This is a genomic window from Pedobacter sp. FW305-3-2-15-E-R2A2, assembly GCF_038446955.1.
In the GTDB taxonomy this organism is placed as follows: Bacteria; Bacteroidota; Bacteroidia; order Sphingobacteriales; family Sphingobacteriaceae; genus Pedobacter.
Genome location: NZ_CP151803.1, coordinates 5,461,688 through 5,483,806, shown reverse-complemented (window position 1 = coordinate 5,483,806; position 22,119 = coordinate 5,461,688). Strand labels below are relative to the sequence as shown.

At 41.1% G+C, this 22,119-nt stretch carries 19 protein-coding genes; 8 read left to right on the top strand and 11 right to left on the bottom strand.

From position 1 onward, the window contains the following. Nucleotides 1-468 precede the first annotated feature (468 nt). Complete coding sequence (gene dprA, locus AAFF35_RS22245; protein WP_342328742.1) at nucleotides 469-1,587, top strand: DNA-processing protein DprA; 1,119 nt, start codon at nucleotides 469-471, stop codon at nucleotides 1,585-1,587. Between the two features lie 125 nt (nucleotides 1,588-1,712). Then, a complete protein-coding gene (locus AAFF35_RS22240) occupies nucleotides 1,713-3,074 on the top strand; it encodes a pyridoxal-phosphate dependent enzyme (RefSeq protein ID WP_124584143.1) in 1,362 nt (453 codons plus the stop codon). A gap of 85 nt (nucleotides 3,075-3,159) precedes the next feature. Here the strand turns inward: AAFF35_RS22240 and murA are convergent, their stop codons facing one another. From murA to AAFF35_RS22210, 6 genes are all read right to left on the bottom strand, one after another. Next, on the bottom strand, nucleotides 3,160-4,485 hold the full coding sequence (gene murA / locus AAFF35_RS22235; protein WP_342328741.1) for a UDP-N-acetylglucosamine 1-carboxyvinyltransferase: 1,326 nt from the start codon (nucleotides 4,483-4,485) through the stop codon (nucleotides 3,160-3,162). Nucleotides 4,486-4,523: 38 nt separating this feature from the next. Continuing rightward, on the bottom strand, nucleotides 4,524-5,210 hold the full coding sequence (locus tag AAFF35_RS22230; RefSeq protein WP_342328740.1) for a DUF4290 domain-containing protein: 687 nt from the start codon (nucleotides 5,208-5,210) through the stop codon (nucleotides 4,524-4,526). Between the two features lie 181 nt (nucleotides 5,211-5,391). Then, nucleotides 5,392-7,701, bottom strand: coding sequence for a UvrD-helicase domain-containing protein (locus AAFF35_RS22225; RefSeq protein WP_342328739.1), 2,310 nt, complete (start codon nucleotides 7,699-7,701; stop codon nucleotides 5,392-5,394). A 120-nt stretch (nucleotides 7,702-7,821) separates the two neighbouring features. Next, nucleotides 7,822-9,327 (bottom strand): PH domain-containing protein, encoded by a 1,506-nt coding sequence (locus AAFF35_RS22220; RefSeq protein WP_342328738.1) that lies wholly within the window; start codon nucleotides 9,325-9,327, stop codon nucleotides 7,822-7,824. A gap of 1 nt (nucleotide 9,328) precedes the next feature. Continuing rightward, nucleotides 9,329-9,844 carry a PH domain-containing protein gene (locus AAFF35_RS22215; RefSeq protein ID WP_342328737.1) on the bottom strand — a complete coding sequence of 172 codons (516 nt, stop codon included), beginning with the start codon at nucleotides 9,842-9,844 and terminating at the stop codon, nucleotides 9,329-9,331. A gap of 48 nt (nucleotides 9,845-9,892) precedes the next feature. Then, nucleotides 9,893-10,657 carry an inositol monophosphatase family protein gene (locus AAFF35_RS22210; protein ID WP_342328735.1) on the bottom strand — a complete coding sequence of 255 codons (765 nt, stop codon included), beginning with the start codon at nucleotides 10,655-10,657 and terminating at the stop codon, nucleotides 9,893-9,895. A gap of 162 nt (nucleotides 10,658-10,819) precedes the next feature. Between AAFF35_RS22210 and AAFF35_RS22205 the strand changes: the two genes are divergently transcribed. Together AAFF35_RS22205 and AAFF35_RS22200 are read left to right on the top strand one after the other, a co-directional pair. Then, the gene (locus AAFF35_RS22205) at nucleotides 10,820-12,190 is read left to right on the top strand and encodes a dipeptidase (protein ID WP_342328734.1); all 1,371 of its coding nucleotides are present in this window, start codon (nucleotides 10,820-10,822) and stop codon (nucleotides 12,188-12,190) included. Between the two features lie 77 nt (nucleotides 12,191-12,267). Then, nucleotides 12,268-13,191 (top strand): glycoside hydrolase family 25 protein, encoded by a 924-nt coding sequence (locus AAFF35_RS22200; protein ID WP_342328733.1) that lies wholly within the window; start codon nucleotides 12,268-12,270, stop codon nucleotides 13,189-13,191. Here AAFF35_RS22200 and AAFF35_RS22195 read toward each other — a convergent pair. Continuing rightward, nucleotides 13,188-13,661 (bottom strand): MarR family transcriptional regulator, encoded by a 474-nt coding sequence (locus AAFF35_RS22195; RefSeq protein ID WP_342328731.1) that lies wholly within the window; start codon nucleotides 13,659-13,661, stop codon nucleotides 13,188-13,190. The two genes, AAFF35_RS22200 and AAFF35_RS22195, sit on opposite strands and share 4 nt — an antisense overlap. A 194-nt stretch (nucleotides 13,662-13,855) precedes the next feature. Here AAFF35_RS22195 and AAFF35_RS22190 point away from each other — a divergent pair, with 194 nt between their 5' ends. Further along, on the top strand, nucleotides 13,856-14,092 hold the full coding sequence (locus tag AAFF35_RS22190; RefSeq protein WP_342333370.1) for a GNAT family N-acetyltransferase: 237 nt from the start codon (nucleotides 13,856-13,858) through the stop codon (nucleotides 14,090-14,092). A gap of 4 nt (nucleotides 14,093-14,096) precedes the next feature. Here the strand turns inward: AAFF35_RS22190 and AAFF35_RS22185 are convergent, their stop codons facing one another. The 3 genes from AAFF35_RS22185 to AAFF35_RS22175 are packed head-to-tail and all read right to left on the bottom strand — an operon-like array spanning nucleotide 14,097 to nucleotide 15,887. Then, nucleotides 14,097-15,194 (bottom strand): dipeptide epimerase, encoded by a 1,098-nt coding sequence (locus tag AAFF35_RS22185; protein WP_342328730.1) that lies wholly within the window; start codon nucleotides 15,192-15,194, stop codon nucleotides 14,097-14,099. Then, nucleotides 15,191-15,700: a hypothetical protein gene (locus AAFF35_RS22180; protein ID WP_342328729.1), complete on the bottom strand. Its 510-nt coding sequence runs from the start codon at nucleotides 15,698-15,700 to the stop codon at nucleotides 15,191-15,193. Before AAFF35_RS22180 ends, AAFF35_RS22185 begins: the two co-directional genes overlap by 4 nt. A 4-nt stretch (nucleotides 15,701-15,704) precedes the next feature. Beyond that, complete coding sequence (locus tag AAFF35_RS22175) at nucleotides 15,705-15,887, bottom strand: hypothetical protein (RefSeq protein WP_342328728.1); 183 nt, start codon at nucleotides 15,885-15,887, stop codon at nucleotides 15,705-15,707. Between the two features lie 104 nt (nucleotides 15,888-15,991). Here AAFF35_RS22175 and AAFF35_RS22170 point away from each other — a divergent pair, with 104 nt between their 5' ends. Both AAFF35_RS22170 and AAFF35_RS22165 read left to right on the top strand, forming a co-directional pair. Further along, nucleotides 15,992-18,007, top strand: a complete 2,016-nt coding sequence (locus tag AAFF35_RS22170) for a thioredoxin domain-containing protein (protein WP_342328727.1) — start codon at nucleotides 15,992-15,994, stop codon at nucleotides 18,005-18,007. Nucleotides 18,008-18,014: 7 nt separating this feature from the next. After that, nucleotides 18,015-18,515 (top strand): peptidylprolyl isomerase, encoded by a 501-nt coding sequence (locus AAFF35_RS22165; RefSeq protein ID WP_069377787.1) that lies wholly within the window; start codon nucleotides 18,015-18,017, stop codon nucleotides 18,513-18,515. Between the two features lie 118 nt (nucleotides 18,516-18,633). On the opposite strand, the gene AAFF35_RS22160 is transcribed toward AAFF35_RS22165, so the two are convergent. Continuing rightward, nucleotides 18,634-18,810: a hypothetical protein gene (locus AAFF35_RS22160; RefSeq protein ID WP_342328726.1), complete on the bottom strand. Its 177-nt coding sequence runs from the start codon at nucleotides 18,808-18,810 to the stop codon at nucleotides 18,634-18,636. A 128-nt stretch (nucleotides 18,811-18,938) separates the two neighbouring features. Here AAFF35_RS22160 and AAFF35_RS22155 point away from each other — a divergent pair, with 128 nt between their 5' ends. Continuing rightward, a complete protein-coding gene (locus tag AAFF35_RS22155) occupies nucleotides 18,939-22,109 on the top strand; it encodes a SusC/RagA family TonB-linked outer membrane protein (RefSeq protein WP_342328725.1) in 3,171 nt (1,056 codons plus the stop codon). Nucleotides 22,110-22,119 lie beyond the last annotated feature (10 nt).

Genomic DNA, 22,119 nt, shown 5'->3' with positions numbered 1-22,119 from the left:
AATCCTGCATGCAATCATCACAGGGAATGCTGTCCCAAATCATTCCAGGCCGGATTAAAAGCCTATGTCATTTTGTAATGCCTTAATCTCCTCTTCTCTGTGAACTGGAAATATCGGTTATTGAAGTTAGATATGCTATTTTTTCTACTTCCAATTGACTGAAAATGGGGGGCAAGTCAGATATGTGAATTTTTCGTACTCCTGATTAATTCAAACTAAGGGGGGTTGAAGTTGAGTATCCTAGTGCTCCTGTTTTGGTTACAACGATCGCTGTTGAGGCAGAGCGCCCTTAATACTTTATCTGGAGCAATATTTCTCCTGAAAAAGATGCGTTCCGGGAAAAGGCATAGAAAATTTTGGGCTTCTTCAGCCCAAAAGATTTCCGCCTTTGAGTGGTAATGCTTCTTTTTTCAGCAAGATATTTCTCTTCTATAGTGATTATTCAAGCGATAAGTTATAAGTTAGCCAATGAGCTTAATACATAAAATCGCCCTTACCATGATCAAAAATGTAGGGCACATTACTGCTAAAAATCTATTGGCACATTTCCTTAGCCCTGAAGCGATCTTTGGTGCAAATGCGAAAGAATTGATGGAGGTACCAGGGATTGGGTTACAAACCGCAACATTAATTCTTGGGAAAGAGGCCATGGCCAAGGCTAAAATACAATTGGAATTTATTAAGAAATATCAGGTTCAGGTGTTATTTCTGACAGATGATAATTATCCTGTCCGACTAAAAAATTGTGCGGATGCGCCTGTCTTATTGTACTACAGAGGGAATGCGGATTTAAATCATTCCCGGATCATTAGTGTGGTCGGTACCCGTCAGGCCACAGCCTATGGTAAGCTGCTCTGTAAGCAACTTGCGGAGACACTTGCAGGTTATGAGGTGCTGATCGTAAGCGGGCTTGCTTATGGGATCGATGTAACTGCTCATCAGGAGAGTCTCCAAAATGGGATTCCAACAGTAGGGGTTTTAGCTCACGGATTAGATCGTATGTATCCCCAGGCCCATAGTCATATTGCGAAGAAGATGGTTCTTAATGGCGGTTTGCTTACCGAATTCCCATCGCTTACCAATCCGGATAAGGAGAATTTTCCAAAAAGAAACCGGATCATCGCAGGGATCTCAGATGTGACCATTGTAGTAGAAGCGGCATCAAAAGGTGGGGCGCTCATTACGGCAGATATAGCGAATTCTTATCACCGGGACGTTTTTGCTTTTCCGGGAAGGGTGAACGACCTGAGTTCTGAAGGTTGTAACTTCCTGATTAAGACCAATAGGGCTGGGCTGATCAGTCACGCCAGGGATCTTGCTTATTACCTTGGCTGGGAGCTTCGTAGAACTGAGAAGATGACGGTAAGAACAAATTTTCCTGTTGAATTGAGTCCGGAGGAGCAACAGATTCTTCAGGCCCTGACGATTTCAGCAATTGCTATAGACGAGTTGGAGCTGCGTCTGGAAATTCCAAAAAGTAAGCTTGCTTTGCATTTATTGAACCTGGAAATGCAGGGGATCTTGACTTCTCTGCCTGGGAAGTTGTACCAGCTGAATCAGGATATTTCCTCTTTACCTATAAAATAGATTGCAGATAAGTCTATTGGACTAGTAGAGTAAAATGTTATTTTGTTTATTTTTATTTTTTAAAATTAAATATTGAATTATCATTTGTAAATAGAATTCTAAGCCTCAATTTGTATTTTTGTATCATGTGGTACAATAATATTTTGGAAACCATTGGCAATACGCCACTGGTAAAATTGAATAACATTACGAAAGAAATCCCGGCTACAGTGCTGGCTAAAATTGAGACCACCAATCCTGGTAACTCGATTAAAGATCGTATGGCAGTCAAAATGATTGAAGATGCAGAGAAAAGCGGCAAGCTTAAACCTGGTGGAACAATCATTGAAGGAACATCCGGAAATACCGGGATGGGTCTTGCTATGGCTGCGATCATTAAGGGATACAAATGTATTTTCACTACTACGGATAAACAATCTAAAGAAAAGGTAGATGCTTTACGTGCTTTTGGTGCGGAAGTTATCGTATGTCCTACTAACGTAGAGCCTGAAGATCCAAGGTCATATTATTCGGTTTCTTCGCGTTTGGAACGCGAAGTTCCAAACTCATGGAAGCCAAATCAATATGATAACCTTTCTAACTCACAGGCCCATTATGAGCAGACAGGTCCTGAAATCTGGGAACAAACGGAAGGAAAGATCACGCATTTGGTGGTTGGTGTTGGAACTGGCGGGACCATCTCAGGTACTGGAAAATATTTAAAAGAGAAAAATCCGAACATTCAGGTTTGGGGAATTGATACTTATGGTTCTGTATTTAAAAAATATAAGGAGACCGGAATTCTGGATAAGAATGAAATCTATCCATATATTACAGAAGGTATTGGAGAAGATTTTCTGCCGAAGAATGTGAATTTTGACATCATTGACCTGTTCGAAAAAGTAACAGATAAAGATGCGGCACTGATGACCCGGGATATCGCACGTAAAGAAGGGATCTTTGTTGGAAACTCCGCAGGGTCAGCCATCGCAGGACTTCTTCAGTTAAAGGATAAATTAAAGCCTGAGGATGTAGTGGTGGTGATCTTTCATGACCATGGTAGCCGCTACATGGGCAAAATGTATAACGAAGACTGGTTGAGAGAACGCGGCTTCCTGAAAGACGAAAAGCTGACAGCAAGGGCTATTCTTGCAAAGAGAGAAGCAACTGACATTGTTACGATCGACTGTGAGAAGACAATTCTTGAGGCGATCAATAACATGAATACCTTAAATATATCTCAGATTCCGGTAACTCAGAAGGGGATGGTGGTAGGAAAAGTTGCAGAAAGTGACATTCTTAAAGCACTTCTGGAGAATCCGTCTTTAAAATCTGCTCCAGTTCAGGAGATCATGTCCAGCACTTTTCCTTTTGTAGATATGAACACTTCAATTGATAAGATCTCTGCACTGATTAACAAAGAAAATAGTGCGGTATTGGTGGAAGATGAGCAAGGCAAAATTGAAATTATTACGCAATATGACATCATCAATGCAATCTCCGGATAGGGGGATTTGATCAATAATAAAAAAAGTCCAGGAATATTTTCCTGGACTTTTTTTATATCCTGTGTTTTCGTAGGATTAAATGTGCTTAATGACTTGGGCTTGAAGCGTCGACACGTTTAATTTGGGCACCTAAAGCACGCAAACGTGTATCGATATCCTGGTAACCACGTTCAATCTGCTCAATATTGAAGATTGTTGAGGTTCCTTCTGCAGATAATGCTGCGATCAGAAGGGAAACACCTGCACGGATATCCGGGGAAGTCATGCTGATTCCTCTTAATTTATATTGTTTGTTGATTCCGTTTACAGTCGCTCTGTGTGGATCACAAAGTATGATCTGCGCGCCCATATCGATCAGCTTGTCGACAAAGAACAGACGGCTTTCAAACATTTTTTGGTGAATCAATACAGAACCTTTAGCCTGTGTCGCAACTACCAGTACAATACTCAATAAGTCTGGAGTGAAACCTGGCCATGGTGAATCTGCAATAGTAAGCATTGAACCATCGATAAATGACTCAATTACATAATGTTTCTGAGAAGGAATGAAGATATCATCACCTCTTAATTCAAATTTTATACCCAGCTTTCTGAATACTTCAGGAATGATCCCGAGCTCAGAATAGCATACGTTTTTAATGGTAATTTCTGATTCTGTCATGGCCGCAAGGCCAATAAAGGATCCGATTTCAATCATATCAGGCAACATGCGGTGTTCTGTTCCGCCTAATTTTGTAACGCCTTCAATGGTCAGCAGGTTCGAGCCTACTCCGCTGATCTTAGCACCCATGCGGTTCAGCATTTTGCACAACTGCTGTAGGTAAGGCTCACAGGCAGCATTATAAATGGTCGTAATTCCTTTGGCCATTACGGCAGTCATCACGATGTTGGCAGTACCGGTTACGGAAGCCTCGTCCATTAATATATAAGCACCCTGTAAATTTGTAGCATCTACGTTAAAGAACTCTTTTTTAGCATCATAGACGAATTTAGCGCCTAATTTTTCAAATCCCAGGAAATGGGTGTCCAGTCTTCTGCGGCCGATTTTATCACCTCCCGGTTTAGGGATAGCTGCCTTTCCAAAACGGGCTAAAAGCGGTCCAACGATCATGATAGATCCTCTTAAGCTGCCTCCTTTGGCTTTAAATACATCCGATTGGAAGAATTCCAGGTTGATATTTTTTGCTTCAAAAGTATAGGTGTCTTTAGATAAGCGTTCTACTGTTACTCCTAAATCTCCTAAAAGTTCGATGAGTTTATTGACATCTTTAATATCAGGGATATTGCTGATGGTGACTTTCTGGTCGGTTAATAAAACGGCTGAGATAATTTGCAGGGCTTCATTCTTTGCGCCCTGAGGCTGGATTTCACCCTTTAACTTTTTTCCACCAATTATTTCGAATGCGTTCATGTTGTATTAAGCTTGTATAGTATAAAAATTGGTAAAATCTAGTGTCTTTGTTTTGGATTGTTGTTGCGTTGAGTGCGGTTATTGCTGTTGTTATTGTTGTTTTGTCTGCCTTTACCGTTGTTGTTATTCCTTCCGCGGTTATTGTTGTTGTTGGCTGGTCTGGCCACTACAGGTTTGAATTCAACTTTATTTAGATTGATGTTATCGTCTAATTGCAGTTGTCCGCCAGATAGTTCGCGCAAGTTCTTTAGAATGGTCTCATCAGCTACACTGTCTTTGTTCCAGGTCACGTAAGCCATTTTCATGAAATTGGCGATTCCCTGCACCATTGCAGCTCTGCGTTCCGGTTCTTCCACTGCTTTGGCTTTCTCGATCATTGTTTCTACGGTTTTACCATAGTGTTTGTAGGTGATCTTTTGCTGAGGGTAACCGATGTGTTGTGGTTTTACCAAAGCATCCTCGGGACTGGGCTTTGGATATGGGCTGTCTACATCGATCTTATAACCGGAGATGATGTGTAAATGATCCCATAACTTATGCTTAAAATCAGCTACATCACGCAAATGAGGATTTAAAAATCCCATAAGGTCTATGACTGCCTGAGCATATTTATTACGTTCTTCAAGGTCGGGTAATTCAATAATGTACTTCACCATGTTCTGTACATTACGGCCGTATTCGGCGAGGATTAACTCGTTTCTTGTGGTATTATAATCGAAATTCATCTGTATAATTATACTTTTTATTTTAATATTCGACCGGTTCTTTAATCCGGCCGGCCCTTTTGGGCATATTGAATCTTATTGAGTAAGCTATTTTCTGCCAGAGCTTTGTCGTATCAGGAGATAACGAAATAAAGTTAGATTAGGTATGTTCAAACTCATGCAGATTCTGTAAAGATATATTTTATTTAACAATTCGCAATTTAGCAAATTTTAATAATAACTGCTTATTACCCAGACCTTGAAAAAATACCGTCGCTTTTACATCAGGAAGTGTACCCTCCAGACTCACAATCTTACCAAAGCCAAACTTTTCATGTTCTACTTCCATTCCATTTTGGAAGAGGTTTGCCGCATCGGGGGCAAAACCAGGAGTAGGAACGTGTGCTTTTGGCAACATTGACGTTGTTTTCGGTCTTGGCGCAGTAGATGTACCACTTGTATTCGCTGATGATGCTGGTTTTGGCTTGCTGAAAGTATCCCTTTGTTGTGTCCAGCTTTTTCTTTCTGAAGAGAAGCTGTCGTCATTTAAAGTGCTTTTAGCTGGCTTTGCCACTTCAATTTCCAGGTAACGCGCATTGATTTCATCGATAAAACGACTCGGCTCACAGTTGGTTAGCGTTCCCCATCTGTATCTGGACGTTGCATAAGTCAGGGTCAGTTTCTTTTCTGCACGTGTTACCGCCACATAAAATAGCCTGCGTTCCTCTTCCAGGTCCGTTCTGGAGTTTAAAGACATTTGAGAAGGGAAGAGGTTTTCCTCTAAACCTACAACAAATACATTTTTAAATTCCAGACCTTTAGAAGAGTGAATTGTCATTAAAGAGACCGTATCTTTATTTTTATCATCTCCCTTGTCATCATTCGTCAATAAAGCAATATCCTGCATAAATACAGCCAGACTACGGTCTTCAATGTCTTCACGTTCACCGAATTCCTTGATACCGTTTAATAATTCCTGGATATTTTCATGTCTGCCACGACCTTCGTCCGTGGTATCAGAATGTAGCTCTTTCAATATTCCGGAATGCTGAGCAATATATAAAGCAGTCTCGTAGGCATCCAGTTTCTTTGCTTCGGCAGCAAAACTCTGAATCATTACTGCAAAGTCATTCAGCTGATTGGCAATCCTTCCGGCGATATATTGCTGAGGATCACAGATCACCTTCCACATCGTGATGTCGTGTTGATCTGCTGCTACCAGAATTTTTTCTACTGTGGTATCTCCAAGTCCTCTTTTAGGATAATTGATCACCCTTTTTATCGCTTCTTCATCCGCAGGATTGAAGGTTAAACGAAAATAGGCGATTAAATCCTTGATTTCCTTGCGTTGGTAGAAGGAGAGTCCGCCATAGATTTTATAAGGTACATTTAGCTTTCTTAAAGCCTCCTCCATTGCTCTTGATTGCGCATTGGTACGGTATAAGATCGCAAAATCATTGTAGTTATATCCTTTGGAACTGCGTTCCTGAACGATGGCTTCGGCTACAATTTTACCTTCTTCATTATCCGTAAAAGCACGTTGTACCTTAATGCGGTCGCCAGACTCATTGTCGGAAAAAACATTCTTTTCCAATTGATTCTTGTTGTTGGCAATAATGCTATTGGCAACTTCTACAATATTTTGGGTAGAGCGGTAATTCTGCTCTAATTTATAGACTTTTAAATCGGGGTAATCGCGTTCAAAATTTAGAATATTCTGAATGTTTGCTCCCCTGAAGGCATAGATACTTTGTGCGTCATCACCTACTACACAGATGTTTTGGTAGGCTGCTGCCAGTTTCTTTACAATCGTATACTGAGAAAAGTTCGTATCCTGATACTCATCTACCATCAGGTACTTGAATTTCTGCTGGTATTTGTTCAATACATCGGGATGGTTCTTTAACAAGACATTTGTTTTGAACAACAAATCGTCAAAATCCATCGCTCCGGCTTTAAAACAGCGTTTAGTATAGGTTTCATAAATCACACCGATTAATGGGCGCTTATTGCTGATGTCCTCCGCCTGAATTTCCGCATTTTCCATGTATTCTGTATGGGAAACCAGGTTGTTTTTTGCGGAAGAGATTCTGTTGTAGACAAAATTCGCATTGTACAACTTGTCGTCCAGCTGTAATTCCCTTAATATCGCTCTGATCAGACTTTTACTATCGTCCGTGTCATAAATGGTGAAGTTGGAAGGGTATCCGATTTTTTCTGCTTCCACTCTTAATATCTTGGAAAATACCGAGTGAAAGGTACCCATCCATATATTTTTGGCTTCCGCACCAATCACTTTCGAGATACGCTCGCGCATATCTTTTGAAGCTTTATTGGTAAAGGTAAGTACCAGGATGTTAAAGGCATCGACCCCTTTTTCAATCAGGTGAGCTACCCGGTAAGTAATTACACGTGTTTTTCCGGAGCCGGCACCTGCGACAATCATTACGGGTCCCTGGGTATTTTCTACTGCTGCGCGTTGTTGGGGGTTTAATCCTGCTAAATAATCCAAAATACTATCCTGTTCTGCTTTTTAAAGGTATTGTTTAAACCATGTAGCTGATATCAATGTACAAGGGGCACATGAAACTACATTCGCACAAAAATAAGAAAACTATGGCTTTTATTGGAGTTACATCCAATCTTTTTTCCCTGATTCTATATAATACAACCAATAGTTCGCCATACGGCGAATCTCGGCATAGTTCCCATATTTAAAATGAATCGTTCCCGCGGCGGTATGCAGAACCAAATGCCCAATGTTGGCCTTTTTATGCCAGAAGTATTGTTTGGTTGTGATCCCCTGGATTTTATGCGGCTCCATTAGTTGATGTTCTACATCCCATATTCCGCTTTTCTTAATGATAAAGTCTTTAGACAGGTATAGCCGATGATGTGCAAATTCAAAATACAACATGATGACCACCAGGATAGCGTAGGGGATGATCCACCAGAAATAGGAACGAAGCTGGGGTAGTACCCATCCGATAAGGAGAAAGAAAGCTATCGGAATGACGACCTTCAGCATTATTGTTAAAAAGAGGAAACGGTAGTTTGGAATAAAGGTGCTTTCTTTTTGGGGGATACCTTCAAAGATCATCTTTAAGAGTTCGTCTCTTTCGTTTTCATCACATCCTGGAATCTCAATGTCATGCTTTTTATTGTCTTTGTCGTCCTCATCAGCAGAATCAAAGGAAGCCTGTTTGAATTTCATGTTCAACAGGTCCAATTTTTTCTGAAAATAATTCTGACTATAGCTGCTGATCTGTACCCTTGCAGGTTTCAATAAGGTATGTTTTTTTTCAAAAAGTCCAGATGTAATGGCCAGTACCGCTTTCTTTTTGACTACTTCAAAGTCGAAATATTTAATGAAATTGCGTAGTATATTTGTCCCAAGAACAATGAGCAAGGCAAAGAAAAGGAGTGTACAAATGGAAATCAGGTTTAATCCTTCCGTAGAAAGTGCTTTTATTGGGTTTTCTTCCAGTTGAAAGGCTTCTGTATAGTTTTTTAGCGTCTCCATAATGGCGAAGATAAAACCCATGAGAAGGGCCACGCTTGCGCCGTAGTTGGAAGTTAAGCCTACTTTAAAGAGGGTAGAGGTACTTAACTTTAGAAGAGGTTCCGGGGGTGAGCTATGCTCATTTGTTGATTTTTCTGCTGTCGCATCGGGAATATCCCTGTTTAAAAGCCGCTCCCTTAATATCGTGGCGGTTTGGTGATCGATAGCCTTAATGCTTGCTTCTTTTTTATCACTGCCCGCAGTATCAATATCGAGACTATAAACCCCTATGATCCTTTGAATGAGCGACTGATTGATGTTTACCTGTTGGATCTTATCCAGCCTGATGCTGATGTGTTCCTTGCTTAATACGCCCTTTTGGATTACAAATTCCTGTTTTTCTTCATCGAGAAAAAAACTGAACCTGAGGTAGCTGAGGTAAGAATAGATGATCAGAATGCAAAGAAAGACGAGAAATCCGGCAATCAGATACCAATGATTCATGCCTTTGGCGCGAACAAGAAGCAGGATGATAGGAAATACCAGGACCCGAATGCTGCGCTGAAGGTGATCGGCAAATATCACGGCTACTCCGGCGGCCGATTGTCTTTTAGGTTCAGAAAAATCGGTGCCCATCTTAGTCGACTTTAGCCAGTTGTCTGTTCAGCTCCTCCTTGATATTTTTTGCCAGATGAATGTCCAATCCGGGAATAGTGATGCTTCCCGAAATACCTCCGGCAGTAAATACATGGAGGGAGCCCAACTGAAACATTCTAGAGAAAATCCCCTCATTTAAGGTGATGTGTTGTATCCTTGTAAAAGGAATAATAGCAGTCGATATCGAGATTATTCCGCTTTTATAAATCAGGTCCTTTTCTCTAATCGCATAGCCAATCCTTTTGATACTGGCCCGATAAAGCGTAATTAAAAGGATACTGAAAAGGAGAAAGATCCCAACGAGTACGTATAAATAAGCTCTGAATCCCTCTACAAAAAACAAAACAATGGCTATTCCTGCAGCAAGGATAAACAGGAAAATGGCTATATTTAATAAGACCACCTTCCAGTATTTCCTGCTTAACGCATTTAATGCTACTTCTTCGTATTTAGGAAGTACATCTATATTTATCGTTTCATTTGTAAAATCCTGCATTTCTTTATGGCTATCATTGCGTTCGAAACGAAGTTAGGGAATTATTTTTTAGAGTAGTTTACCTAATTCCATAGAGAGGGGCTTATTGGAAGCGATGATTCCGGAATCAATGATCGATGCATGTCCTCCTGCTTCTTCTACCAGTAAAGCTCCGGCAATCCAATCGTAAATGTCATTTCCATATTCCCAGAAAGCATCTATCCTCCCTGCTGCGACATAAGCCAGTTGCAGGGAGGCAGGACCCAACAGGCGCAGGGCAAAAACCTTTGGCATGAGATGACTTACACTCTGAAGGATTTTGTTAACAAGAGCTGTTTCTTCCGGAATGTTATTGGGGTGGACCGTAGATACAATGGCATCTGAAAGCGCTCTTTTGCTGTTTACGCGGATGGCCTTACCATTGAAATAAGCGCCCTTTCCCTTGATTGTGCTAAACAGTTCATCCCTTTCAGCATCATAAATTAAGGCCATTACAGGTTTTTGATCATCCATTAGCGTTAATGTAATACACCAGGGATAAAAATCCTGAAGGAAATGTATTGCACCGTCAATGGCATCGCAAACCCAGTACAGTCCTTTTATATCTCCTGATGTCTGTCTTTCCACCTCAAATTCGGCATAAGACCATTTGATTTCCGGAGCAATTTTCTGCAGTTCTGCTTTTATCTGATGACCTGAGAAATTGTTTGCGATATTAAACTGATTGAACAGACTTTCTTTATTTTCGGCCCGTGTGGAAGGGACTTGCGTTGCTTTTAATTCTTTTGCTACTTTAACGATGATCTCGCTGCTTTGTTTTAGTAGTTTTTTCATTTGATGTCTTTGTTTGTTGACCCTGCAAAGGAAAGGCTATTCCTCCATCGGGAATTGAACAGTCAGCGGGAAGAATTGGACGATTCGCGGTTTAGGGCTTATTCATGACATCGTTACCTCCATTTATCTTTTACCTTGTATATTTGTCCAAAATCATTTGTTATGCAAGAGATCAAAAAATATGTAGAAGAAAACAAACAACGTTTTTTAGACGAATTGTTTGAGTTATTACGCTTCCCATCGGTAAGTGCTGACCCTAAATATAAAGGTGATGTGCTTAAAACAGCCGATTTTGTTGCCCAGAAACTGAAGGACGCAGGTGCCGATAAAGTAGAGATTTGTGAAACTGCGGGATATCCGATAGTATATGGTGAAAAGATCATTGATGAAAAATTACCTACCGTTTTAATCTACGGACATTACGATGTACAACCTGCAGATCCTTTGGAGCTTTGGAAAACACCTCCATTTGAACCTACGGTACGTGATGGTAAGATATATGCACGTGGTGCCTGTGATGATAAAGGTCAGTTTTACATGCATGTAAAAGCTTTTGAACTGATGATGAAAACCAATACCCTGGCTTGTAACGTTAAGTTTATGATTGAGGGAGAGGAAGAGGTAGGTTCAGCAAACCTTGGCGTATTTGTGAAAGCAAATACCGGGCGTTTGAAAGCAGATGTAGTGCTGATCTCTGATACTTCAATGATCAGTATGGAAAATCCTTCTATTGAAACTGGTTTACGTGGCCTGGCTTATATGGAAGTGGAAGTTGTTGGTCCAAACCGCGATTTGCACTCCGGAGTTTACGGTGGTGCTGTAGCGAACCCTGCAACCATTTTATGTAAGATGATTGCTTCATTACATGATGAAAACAACCACATTACGATTCCTGCCTTTTACGATAAAGTGTTGGAATTGTCTGAGGAAGAAAGAGCGGCATTAAATTCAGCTCCTTTCGATCTGAATGAATATAAAGAAGACCTGGACATCAACTCAGAATGGGGAGAGAAAGGTTTCTCTACTTTAGAGCGTACCGGAACAAGACCTACCTTAGAAGTGAACGGAATCTGGAGTGGTTATATTGGCGAAGGTGCCAAGACCGTATTGCCTTCAAAAGCAAATGCAAAGATCTCTATGCGTTTGGTTCCTAACCAGACTTCTGAAGAAATCTCCGCCATTTTTGCAAAACATTTTGAAAGCATTGCTCCTGACTATGTGAAGGTGAAAGTTACCGCGCATCATGGTGGTGAACCGGTAGTTACGCCAACAGACAGCGTTGCTTATCGCGCTGCTGAGCAGGCAATCCTGGACTCATTTGGTAAGAAGCCAATTCCAACAAGAGGTGGTGGCAGTATTCCTATCGTTGCGTTATTTGAAAGTGCGTTGGGCATTAAATCTGTATTGTTCGGATTTGGCTTAGACAGCGATGCTTTACATTCGCCAAACGAGAAATACGATATCTTTAATTACTATAAAGGAATTGAGACTTTGCCATTATTCCACAAATATTTTGCGGAGTTGAGTAAATAAGTTCTTGATTTTAAAAGGAATATATAGTTATTCAAAAAAGGGCAGCCAAATCGGTTGCCCTTTTGTATTTTTACGCCATGCCACCATTAGTTCCACCGAAGCCTCCTGCACCCAGAAAAACAACCAGAACTGCAAAGTCCGCGATTCCGGGGAAAAGGCCTGTGGCAAAAAGAAAGGTGACAAAAAAGAAAAAGCCTTTGGCGATGGAATGGAAAATAGCTATTGCCGGACTTTTATTGGTTCTGCTTTCTCCATTTTATTATGGATATGTGATTAAAGGCTTTACCTCAACCTGGCGCTGGATCAAAGATTGGGGCCAGGATCCTAACTACAGGACTTATTCCAGCTTTGACATTCGCATTCCCAAGAAATACAGCATTCACGGCATTGACGTTTCTTATTATCAGGGAAAGATCGACTGGAAGAAGGTCAGGGCGATGAAAGAGGATGAGGTACAGGTGAAATTCGCTTTTATCAAAGCAACTGAGGGGATATTAAGTGTTGACCCCTATTTTCAGCGCAACTGGAGGGAAGCGGCAAAAGCAGGGATTATTTGTGGTGCTTATCATTTCTTCAGGCCTCAGAAGTCGGGCGAATGGCAGGCCAAATTCTTCCTTCAAACGGTGAAATTCGAAGAGGGGGATTTACCTCCGGTAGTAGATATAGAGCAGCTAAATGGGGTCGCGCCGGCCAATATGCGTAAGGAACTTCAGGAATTTATCAGCTATGTTGAAAAGAGAACAAAGGTGAAACCAATGATCTATTCCGGATTAACTTTTTACAAAGATTACCTGAAAGGTCATTTTGATGAGTATCCTTTGTGGATTGCACATTACCATCAGGCGAAACTAAAAGTCAGCAGTGATACCAATTGGTCTTTCTGGCAGCATTCTGATAAAGCCCGCATTACCGGAATCAATCATGTGGTTGATTTTAATGCTTTTAATGGAGATAGTACGGCGTTTGAACGCTTAAGGATTCCGAGAATCCTCAGCTATTAGCCATGGGTTCCTCCCATATTGTGGCAATGGTTTAATTTTTCATGGAAATGGATCATTTTCTCCATCGTCTCTGTCATCATTTCCAGTTGTTTCTTTCCAATTAGTTTTACATATTTTCTCGCCAGTAAGGCTGATTGTTCGGTCACCTGGAGATAAAATGCCCTTCCTGCTTCTGTAAGTTCTAATAGGTTTGCACGGGCATCTGTTGCACTTTTTTCCACCTTAATCAATCCGGTCTGTTCTAATTCCTTCATGATCTTTCCCGCTGCCTGTCTGCTGACCTTTAGGTTTGCAGCAATGGCACTGCTTGACTTCCCGTTCAGACCAACAGCCATGAAAAAAGGCATAAATGCCATGTTGAAGTGTGGCTGGTAAAGATTGCAGATATTTTTATCGCCCCAATCGTCTGTGAGCTTTTTGAGAACGTATAGCTGTTTGAAGATAACAGCGTGTTTTTGGTGATCTTCCATTGGGGTTTTCAGGGATAATTAGTTCAATATTGAGTCTATAGTAAACTTAGTTTACTAAATTAATCAGTTTGTTTTGGAATAGCAAGGGCTGTGGAAAATGTTTGGTTCGATTTTGTTAATATTGTAGAAAGGAGGTAGTATGACTGAGGAAATTATGATCCGAATCAATTGCTTGAAAAACTGACTATAGAAGAATATCATTCTTTAGAGGAGACAGGGGCTTTGGTGCGGCTCTAATCAGGAAGGCCGTTGAGCAGGCCAGAGAAGATAAGTTCAGACTCGTTATGCTCGAAACTCAAAATACCAATGTACCTGCAATCTTATTTTATTGGCGTCAGGGATTTGAAATTGATGGCTTGCAGTTTTCTCAGTATGATGGAGAACAACCAGGAGAACAGGCGGTTTTTATGACTGATCAGCTGGAGTCTTAATTGTCTACACAATCCATTGTTCGCAGGTTTTTAGGAAAGATGGATCTGCATCTGCACCGATCCCGGAATTTTCAGGTACATCGAGAAAGAAGCCGTCGTAGGTTAATCCGCCGATGACCGGGTCAACTAAATGCCCTAATAAACAGGTGTCCAGGTCAAAGAAAATGACGTTCGGACTGGACAACGCAAAATGAAGGTTTGCAGTAAGGGCAATCCTGCTTTCCAGCATGCTGCCAATCATACATTTTGTACCCGTTTGCAGGGCAACTTCATGTATTTTCTGTGCTTCCAGGATACCACCGGATTTTGAGAACTTAATGTTCAGGTATTCGGTGGATTGGCTATTGATTAATTTACGGGCATCATGGTGGTTGTAACAGCTCTCGTCGGCCATAAGTTTGATGGGAGAATTTGCTTTGAGCTCCGGTAACCTGTCGTCGAACCAGGTCCGCATCGGTTGCTCACAGAATTCAATATTAAAAGGAGCCAATGCGCCCAATGCATATAAGGCATCGTCAAAATTCCATCCCTGATTGGCATCAAGACGTATGGTCATCACGTCGCCTACGGCCTCCCGGATTTGCCGGACCCTTTCTATATCCTCATGAACCTTTTTTCCGAGTTTAATCTTCAGGATACGACAGCCTTGCTGTTGGAATTTCAAGGCCGACAGGGCCATGTTCTCAGGGCTGTCAATGCCAATGGTCATGTCTGTTTCTACGCTTCTTTTCTGACCTCCCAGAAAGCGATACAGAGGGAGGTCTGCGTGTTTGGCTGCAATGTCAAATAAGGCCATATCAAAAGCGCTCTTTATGGTGCCATTGTGTGCTGCATAACCGAGAAGGTCATTCATTCTTTCGGGAATGTCAAGCGGATCTTTACCAATCAGAATCTGTGCGAAATCTTTGGCCATGGCCAGGCAGGTTTCCTGTGTCTCTCCGACAATCATCGGGAAAGCCGAACACTCTCCAACGCCATGAATACCGGCGTCTGTATGAATACGGATGAGTACATTTTGTGCAAAATGCATCGTGCCTGTTGCAATGACAAAAGGCTCCATAGGGATGCTAAAGCGGTAGATTTCGGTATGAGTGATTTTCATGAGCTGATTGCTTTATGTTCCGGACACTGGTAGAACGTACTGATCTTGTGTAACAATTGATCAGGCGCTTTGTTCTGGTTGAATGTATTGAAAAGTTCATTGTTGACAGACTGATCCAGGACTTCTCCATTGACCACCTTCAGGAGATAAGGGAAGCCGGTTTGATCGTTAATGCCATAAAGCATGTGAGAAATAAATCTCCGGCTGAAATCGGCCTCCGGAGTCCTGCCATTTAGAAAAATAACGTTGACCTCCGGAATTAAAACCGGTAAAACAATGGCCTCAATAAAGAGCTGGCTTCTGGTGTTGTTGTTATAGCAAAAAAAGGATTTCCCTTCAACGGATTGCAGGAATTCCTGGTATTCTTTTTCGAAAAGACGGTTGTCCTGGTAGTCATGGAAGATTCGCCACAACATACCGACAAAAAGGATGATCATTCCTGGAATTACCACTGGTAAATACATCAGGAAGTAAATCACATACAGGATACCCCTTGCGTACCTCATTTTTCTATTTTTTAACCGTGATTGTTCTGCCGGTAACCAGGTGAAAGCTGTAAACCTTATATAGCCCATCGTCAGAAGTTTCGATCTCTTCCACAAGACCAGTCTTACTGAAGGTATCCGTCACTAAATCGCCTTTCTTTACTTCCTGTAATACCTCTGAAGGGGTGTCTTTGTTTAATCTGATCATGTGTTGGGAATAAATTATCTTTAAAGATATCACCCTCAATTGTGTTTTCTGTCATTTTGTAGAATAAAAAATAATGGCGATTCTTATCTTTTTACCTTTATAGCATGAATATGGAACCTAACAGTCTGATTAAAGCGTCTTCTCCTTATTTATTACAGCATGCCCATAACCCGGTGAACTGGTATGAATGGGGAAGGGAAGCTTTGGAGAAAGCAAAGCAGGAAAATAAACTAATTCTGGTGAGCATTGGTTATTCCGCTTGCCATTGGTGTCATGTAATGGAACGGGAGAGCTTTGAAAATCAGGAGGTCGCTAAAGTCATGAACCGTCATTTTATCTGTATTAAAGTGGATCGGGAAGAGCGTCCGGATATCGATCAGATTTATATGCTGGCGATTCAACTGATGACTGGTAGTGGAGGCTGGCCATTGAACTGTCTATGCTTGCCAGATCAAAGACCCATTTATGGAGGAACTTATTTCAAAAAGGACGATTGGATAAATATTCTGGAAAACGTAGCTGATCTCTGGCAGCATGAACCAGATAAAGCAATACAATATGCCGATCGCCTGACAGATGGGATCAGGAATGCGGAAAAAATCATCCCAAATATAAAAAGAGAAAGTTATACGCAGGAACACCTTACTGAGGTGGTAGCACCCTGGAAGCAATATTTTGACATGTCCGAAGGTGGCTATAACCGGGCGCCTAAATTCCCTATGCCCAATAACTGGCAATTTATGCTTCGTTACAGCTTCCTTGCCGGAGACCAGGATACACATGCGGCTACGCTTTTAACACTGGAAAAAATGGCCCTTGGGGGGATTTATGATCAGATCGCCGGAGGCTTTGCCCGTTATTCAGTAGACGGAAACTGGCATGTACCTCATTTTGAGAAAATGTTGTATGATAACGCTCAGCTCATTAGCCTGTATGCAGAAGCTTATCAATATACCCGTCTGCCTTTATTTAAAGAGGTAGCTGAAGAAACAATAGCCTGGCTGGCAAGAGAAATGACTTCGGCCGAAGGTTTATTCTATTCGGCACTGGATGCAGATAGTGAAGGTGTAGAAGGAAAGTTTTATGTCTGGGATCAGGCGGAACTCGAAACCATGAGTCCGGACGATCGTGCTTTGCTGATTGCTTATTATCACATTTCTGAAGAAGGAAACTGGGAAGAAGAACAAACCAATATCCTGCTGCGGAAACAGAAGGATGAAGAATTTGCCGCCGAAAATGGGATTGACCTGGAAGAACTGAAACAGAAGCTAAGCGATCTCAAACTGAAACTCCTGAAGCAAAGAAGTAAAAGGGCACGGCCAGGCTTGGATGATAAATGTCTGACCGCATGGAATGCGATGGCAATTAAAGCGCTGGCAGAAAGTTCAGAGATCTTTGATCAAAAGGGATACTATCAGATGGCAAAAAGCGCAGCTGATTTTATGCTCGATAAGTTAAAAACTACAGAAGGAACGCTGTTCCGGAATTTCAAAAGTGGAAAAGCAACGATTTCAGGTTTCCTTGATGACTATGCCTTTTTTATCGAAGCCCTGATCGCTTTATATCAGGCTGATTTTGATGAAAAATGGTTATATGAAGCAAAACAGCTAACTGATCAGGTCATTGCAAATTTTGCAGATACGGAAAGCCCGATGTTTTTTTATACACCATTGAGTGGAGAAGCACTAATTGCCAGGAAACATGAAATTATGGACAATGTAATCCCTGCATCGAATTCCGTTATGGCACAAAATTTACATGCTTTGGGTTTGCTTTTTGATGAGGAGCGCTATGTCGATCAGGCGGCTGCAATGCTGGCTTCAGTTCAGCCACAAATTAAAACCTATGGCTCTGCATACTCGAACTGGGCCATTCAGTTATTGAATGAAGTGTTCGGGGTAAACGAGATCGCGATTACAGGGAAAAGTGCAGGAATGCTGAAAAAAGAAATTAATAGTCGTTATATTCCCAATAAAATTATTCTGTCAGGAACAAATTCAACACTTCCTTTGTTAAAAGATAAGGGAAGCATTGAAACAAAAATCTATATTTGCCGAAATAAAGTATGCCAGTTGCCAGTAGCTACTGTTGATGAAGCATTAAAATTGATAACTAAATAACATCATAATGAGTATTAAACCCAATACAGTAGTATCATTAACGTACGAATTGCATACGACTAATGAAGAAGGACAACAAGTTTTTGTAGAGAAAGCAGATGAGCAAAATGCACTTGTATTTCTATATGGTACAGGAATGATGTTGCCAAAATTTGAAGAGCATTTGGCAGGATTGAATGTTGGTGATGAGTATGGCTTTGAGCTTACTGCAGCTGACGGTTACGGTGAATTAGATCCGGGAGCTTTTGCTGATTTGCCAATTGACATGTTTAAGGAAGCTGGATTACCTGCTGTAGGTGATGTTATTCCTTTGCAGGATAACCAAGGCAATCATTTCAGAGCAGGTGTTACTGCTATCCATGAAACTGCCGTTTCTGTAGATTTAAATCACCCTATGGCTGGAAAAAACCTGATTTTTGCAGGTAAAATCCTTACTGTACGTGAGGCGACTCAAGAAGAATTAAGTCATGGCCATGCACATGGTGCTGATGGTCACGAAGGTCACTAGTAGATCTGAATTTATATAAAAATAGCCTGTGTCGGTTACGACACAGGCTATTTTTTTGAGATTAATTACCATTTGATCAGTTTGTTGTCTTTCAGGTACTCGGATCCGGGATTAGATATCACCTCTTTTTTAAATAGATTGTTTTTTTTTGTTTTGCATATTTTTTGCAAATCTGATGCATTGCGCCGATAATTTTTCTTTTCCAGGGATTTACGGCTTTAAATTTAGCGATCACTTCTGAAGTTTTTTGTGAAATTTGAGCAATTGAATTCTGGTAATGTCTTATTTTTTGCATTCTAATATTGGTTTTGGGTGGTTTTTGTTTTGTTTGCAAAATTTTATTGCAAAAAATATGCAATATGAAATAAACAATTCTATATTTGAAGCAAATAAACCGAACCAACCACCTAACCAAAACCAAACATGATTCGAAAACTACATTTATGCTTAATGTTGCTGATACCGTTAATGGTATTCTCAGGACGGGTTTTTGCAGAAGAGGCCCTCTCAGCATCCTACAATAAAAACTTAAGGGAAATCAAAGGCAAGGTAACGGCTTCCGACGATCAGCTCTCCATTCCTGGTGTATCTGTAGTTTTAAAATCAGATCCGAAAACAGGAACTAAGACTGATGAAAACGGAAACTTTGTGCTGAGAATCCCTGATGGCCCTCAGGTTCTGATTTTTACCTATGTGGGGTACAAAAGGAAAGAAGTGCCTGTAAGCAATGAAACGATCATCGATGTGGTCCTGTCTGTTGCTGAGGAGAATACTTTAAACCAGGTGGTCGTGACTGCCATGGGAATCAAGAAAGACCGGAAGGCATTGGCTTACGCGTTAACTGAAGTGAAAGGGACTGAATTTACCCAGGCAAGGGAAACAAATCTTGCCAATGCGCTGGTGGGAAAGGTTGCTGGTGTAAATGCAACAAGTACAGCTACAGGACCAAGTGGCTCCAGCAGGGTTATTATCCGTGGTAACGGTTCCCTAAATGGGAATAACCAACCTTTATATGTAGTGAATGATATGCCTATAGACAATACTTTATTAGGTCTTCCACAAACTGAGGGTTATACTTCTGATGGAATTGCCAACGGGTTGAATATCGACAGAGGGGATGGGATCTCGGGAATCAATCCGGACGATATTCAAAGCATCACTGTGTTAAAAGGAGGAACGGCTGCGGCCCTGTATGGCTCATTGGCCTCCAACGGCGTAATCCTCATCAAAACGAAGAGAGGTGCTGCACAGAAAGGTGTGGGCATCGATTTTAACTCTGCATTTACAATGGAATCCCCCTTGGTGATCCCGGAATGGCAATATGAATATGGATCCGGTAAAAATGGGGTTAAACCCCTTACTCAGGCAGAAGCGATCGCTGCAGGACGATCTTCCTGGGGGGCTAAAATGGATGGTTCTGATGTGATCCAGTTTGATGGCGTAAAAAGACCTTATAGTCCACAAAAAAATAACATTCAGAATTTTTACCAGACTGGAACTACGACGACCAATACACTGGCACTTACCGGAGGAAACGAATCTGCAAATGGAAGGTTTTCTGCATCTGATATGAACAACAGAGGAATTGTTCCCAATACCAATTTCAATAGAAAGACTTTCAACTTTTCAGGTGAACTTGTGTTAAGCAAGTGGTTAAGAATTGATGCGGTAGCACAATATAACCTTGAAAATGCTAAAAACAGAACCGTGGTAAATGATGCTTATGGTAACCCTAACTGGGGGACTTATCTGATTGGAAATACGGTAGATATCCGTAACCTCTCCCCAGGATATGATGCCAACGGGGATGAAGTAGCCTGGAATCCTGTTCCTATCGCCAGTAATCCTTATTTTGTAGTCAACAAATTTCAAAAGAATGATACCCGGAATCGTTTCTTATCCATGGTAAATGTGAAATTGAATGTATTACCTGAGTTATTTTTCAATGCGAGAATAGGGCAGGATTATAACAACTTTAAATACTTTGGGGTGGTTCCCAGCAAGTCTTTGTATACCCCTTTAGGTGGTGCTAAAGAGGAACGCTCTAACCTTACGACCATCAACACAGAGGCGACGATCAACTACAATAAGCAAAATCTGTTTAAAGATTTCTCCTTAAATGCTTTGTTTGGCGTCAATAACCGTTCTTCTACCAGAGATGAAGTGATCATTCAGGGGAAAGATTTTATTACACCTGAGTTTTATTCGGTCTCCAATCTTGGAACGGTAAATCAAACCTATCCTTATGGGAAAACTAAGACTTCATCCTTATTCGGATCAGCGGATTTCGACTATAAAAACCTGGTATTTTTAACAGTAACTGGTCGCCAGGACTGGTTTTCGACACTTGCTCCGAAAAACAATACTATTTTTTATCCTTCTATTGGAACAAGTGTGATCCTTTCCCAGATCGTTAAAATGCCTTCCTGGATTCAATTTGCAAAATTAAGGTCTTCATGGGCACAGGTTGGAGGTGCTACACCAGAACCTTATGCGTTAAATCCTTCTTATACGATGATTCAGAATGGGCACCTTGGGCAGCAACTGCAGCAGGTAACGAGTACGAGAATTCCTAATCCAAACTTAAGCCCTTTAACTTCTACCACCTTTGAAGCGGGATTTGAGGCTTCTTTATTCGATAACAGATTGGGGATTGATTTTGCCTGGTACGATAGGAGTACAACCGAAGACATTGTAGAAACTACAGTTTCTACAAGTTCGGGTTACCGTACGGCCTTATTAAATGTGGGAGAAATCAGTAATAAAGGAGTCGAGCTCTTAATCACTGGAAAAATCTTAGACAAACCTGATTTCTCCTGGAGCACCAGCGTGAACACCGCTTATAATAAAAACAAGGTATTAAAGCTTGCTGAAAACCTGAATTCTATTGTCATGGCCAGCGCAGTAAATGGATATGCTTATATCTATAGCCAGGTGGGAAGTCCATATAGTATCATTATGGGAAGAAGGGAATTAAAGGATGCCAATGGAAAAACAGTATATAATGTTTCCGGAGGCGTGGCTACACCAGTTCCAGGGCCTCTTGAAGAACTCGGACAAGGTGTTCATCCATGGTCTGTTGGTTTTTCTAATGATTTTAAATACAAAAGATTTAGCCTGAATGTATTGATCGACGGCAAGTTTGGCGGAAGTCTTTATTCCGGAACAGATCTATATGGTACAAGAATGGGTTTGACGAAAATGACGCTTGCGGGTAGGGACACTGGAGTGCCGATTAGTGGAGTAGACGTATCCGGAAAACCGGTAAACATGGTGATCGACCCTTCTTTACTCGAAAAATACTATGGTGATGGTTTCAGAAATATCTCTTCTTTATTCGTGTATGATGCGAGTTTTATCAAGCTTCGTCAGGTTGTTCTGAGTTATCAGTTGCCGGTTAGTAAGGTGAAAATGCTATCCAAATTGAGTTCAGCAACTCTTTCCCTGGTAGGCCGTAATCTTTTTATTCTGTACAAGAAAACGCCAAATGTGGATCCTGAATCTGTATTTAGTGCAGGAAATGCCCAGGGGATTGAACAGTTTGGTGTACCTCGTACCAGAAGTTATGGATTAAACTTAAGTGTTAAATTTTAAAAATTATTCC

Bases quoted from the DNA above. Each gene is read 5' to 3' on its own strand.
- dprA (WP_342328742.1), top strand. From the start codon at position 469: ATGAGCTTAATACATAAAATCGCCCTTACCATGATCAAAAATGTAGGG.
- AAFF35_RS22240 (WP_124584143.1), top strand. From the start codon at position 1,713: ATGTGGTACAATAATATTTTGGAAACCATTGGCAATACGCCACTGGTA.
- murA (WP_342328741.1), bottom strand. From the start codon at position 4,485: ATGAACGCATTCGAAATAATTGGTGGAAAAAAGTTAAAGGGTGAAATC.
- AAFF35_RS22230 (WP_342328740.1), bottom strand. From the start codon at position 5,210: ATGAATTTCGATTATAATACCACAAGAAACGAGTTAATCCTCGCCGAA.
- AAFF35_RS22220 (WP_342328738.1), bottom strand. From the start codon at position 9,327: ATGGGCACCGATTTTTCTGAACCTAAAAGACAATCGGCCGCCGGAGTA.
- AAFF35_RS22215 (WP_342328737.1), bottom strand. From the start codon at position 9,844: ATGCAGGATTTTACAAATGAAACGATAAATATAGATGTACTTCCTAAA.
- AAFF35_RS22210 (WP_342328735.1), bottom strand. From the start codon at position 10,657: ATGAAAAAACTACTAAAACAAAGCAGCGAGATCATCGTTAAAGTAGCA.
- AAFF35_RS22205 (WP_342328734.1), top strand. From the start codon at position 10,820: ATGCAAGAGATCAAAAAATATGTAGAAGAAAACAAACAACGTTTTTTA.
- AAFF35_RS22200 (WP_342328733.1), top strand. From the start codon at position 12,268: ATGCCACCATTAGTTCCACCGAAGCCTCCTGCACCCAGAAAAACAACC.
- AAFF35_RS22195 (WP_342328731.1), bottom strand. From the start codon at position 13,661: ATGGAAGATCACCAAAAACACGCTGTTATCTTCAAACAGCTATACGTT.
- AAFF35_RS22185 (WP_342328730.1), bottom strand. From the start codon at position 15,194: ATGAAAATCACTCATACCGAAATCTACCGCTTTAGCATCCCTATGGAG.
- AAFF35_RS22180 (WP_342328729.1), bottom strand. From the start codon at position 15,700: ATGAGGTACGCAAGGGGTATCCTGTATGTGATTTACTTCCTGATGTAT.
- AAFF35_RS22175 (WP_342328728.1), bottom strand. From the start codon at position 15,887: ATGATCAGATTAAACAAAGACACCCCTTCAGAGGTATTACAGGAAGTA.
- AAFF35_RS22170 (WP_342328727.1), top strand. From the start codon at position 15,992: ATGAATATGGAACCTAACAGTCTGATTAAAGCGTCTTCTCCTTATTTA.
- AAFF35_RS22165 (WP_069377787.1), top strand. From the start codon at position 18,015: ATGAGTATTAAACCCAATACAGTAGTATCATTAACGTACGAATTGCAT.
- AAFF35_RS22160 (WP_342328726.1), bottom strand. From the start codon at position 18,810: ATGCAAAAAATAAGACATTACCAGAATTCAATTGCTCAAATTTCACAA.
- AAFF35_RS22155 (WP_342328725.1), top strand. From the start codon at position 18,939: ATGATTCGAAAACTACATTTATGCTTAATGTTGCTGATACCGTTAATG.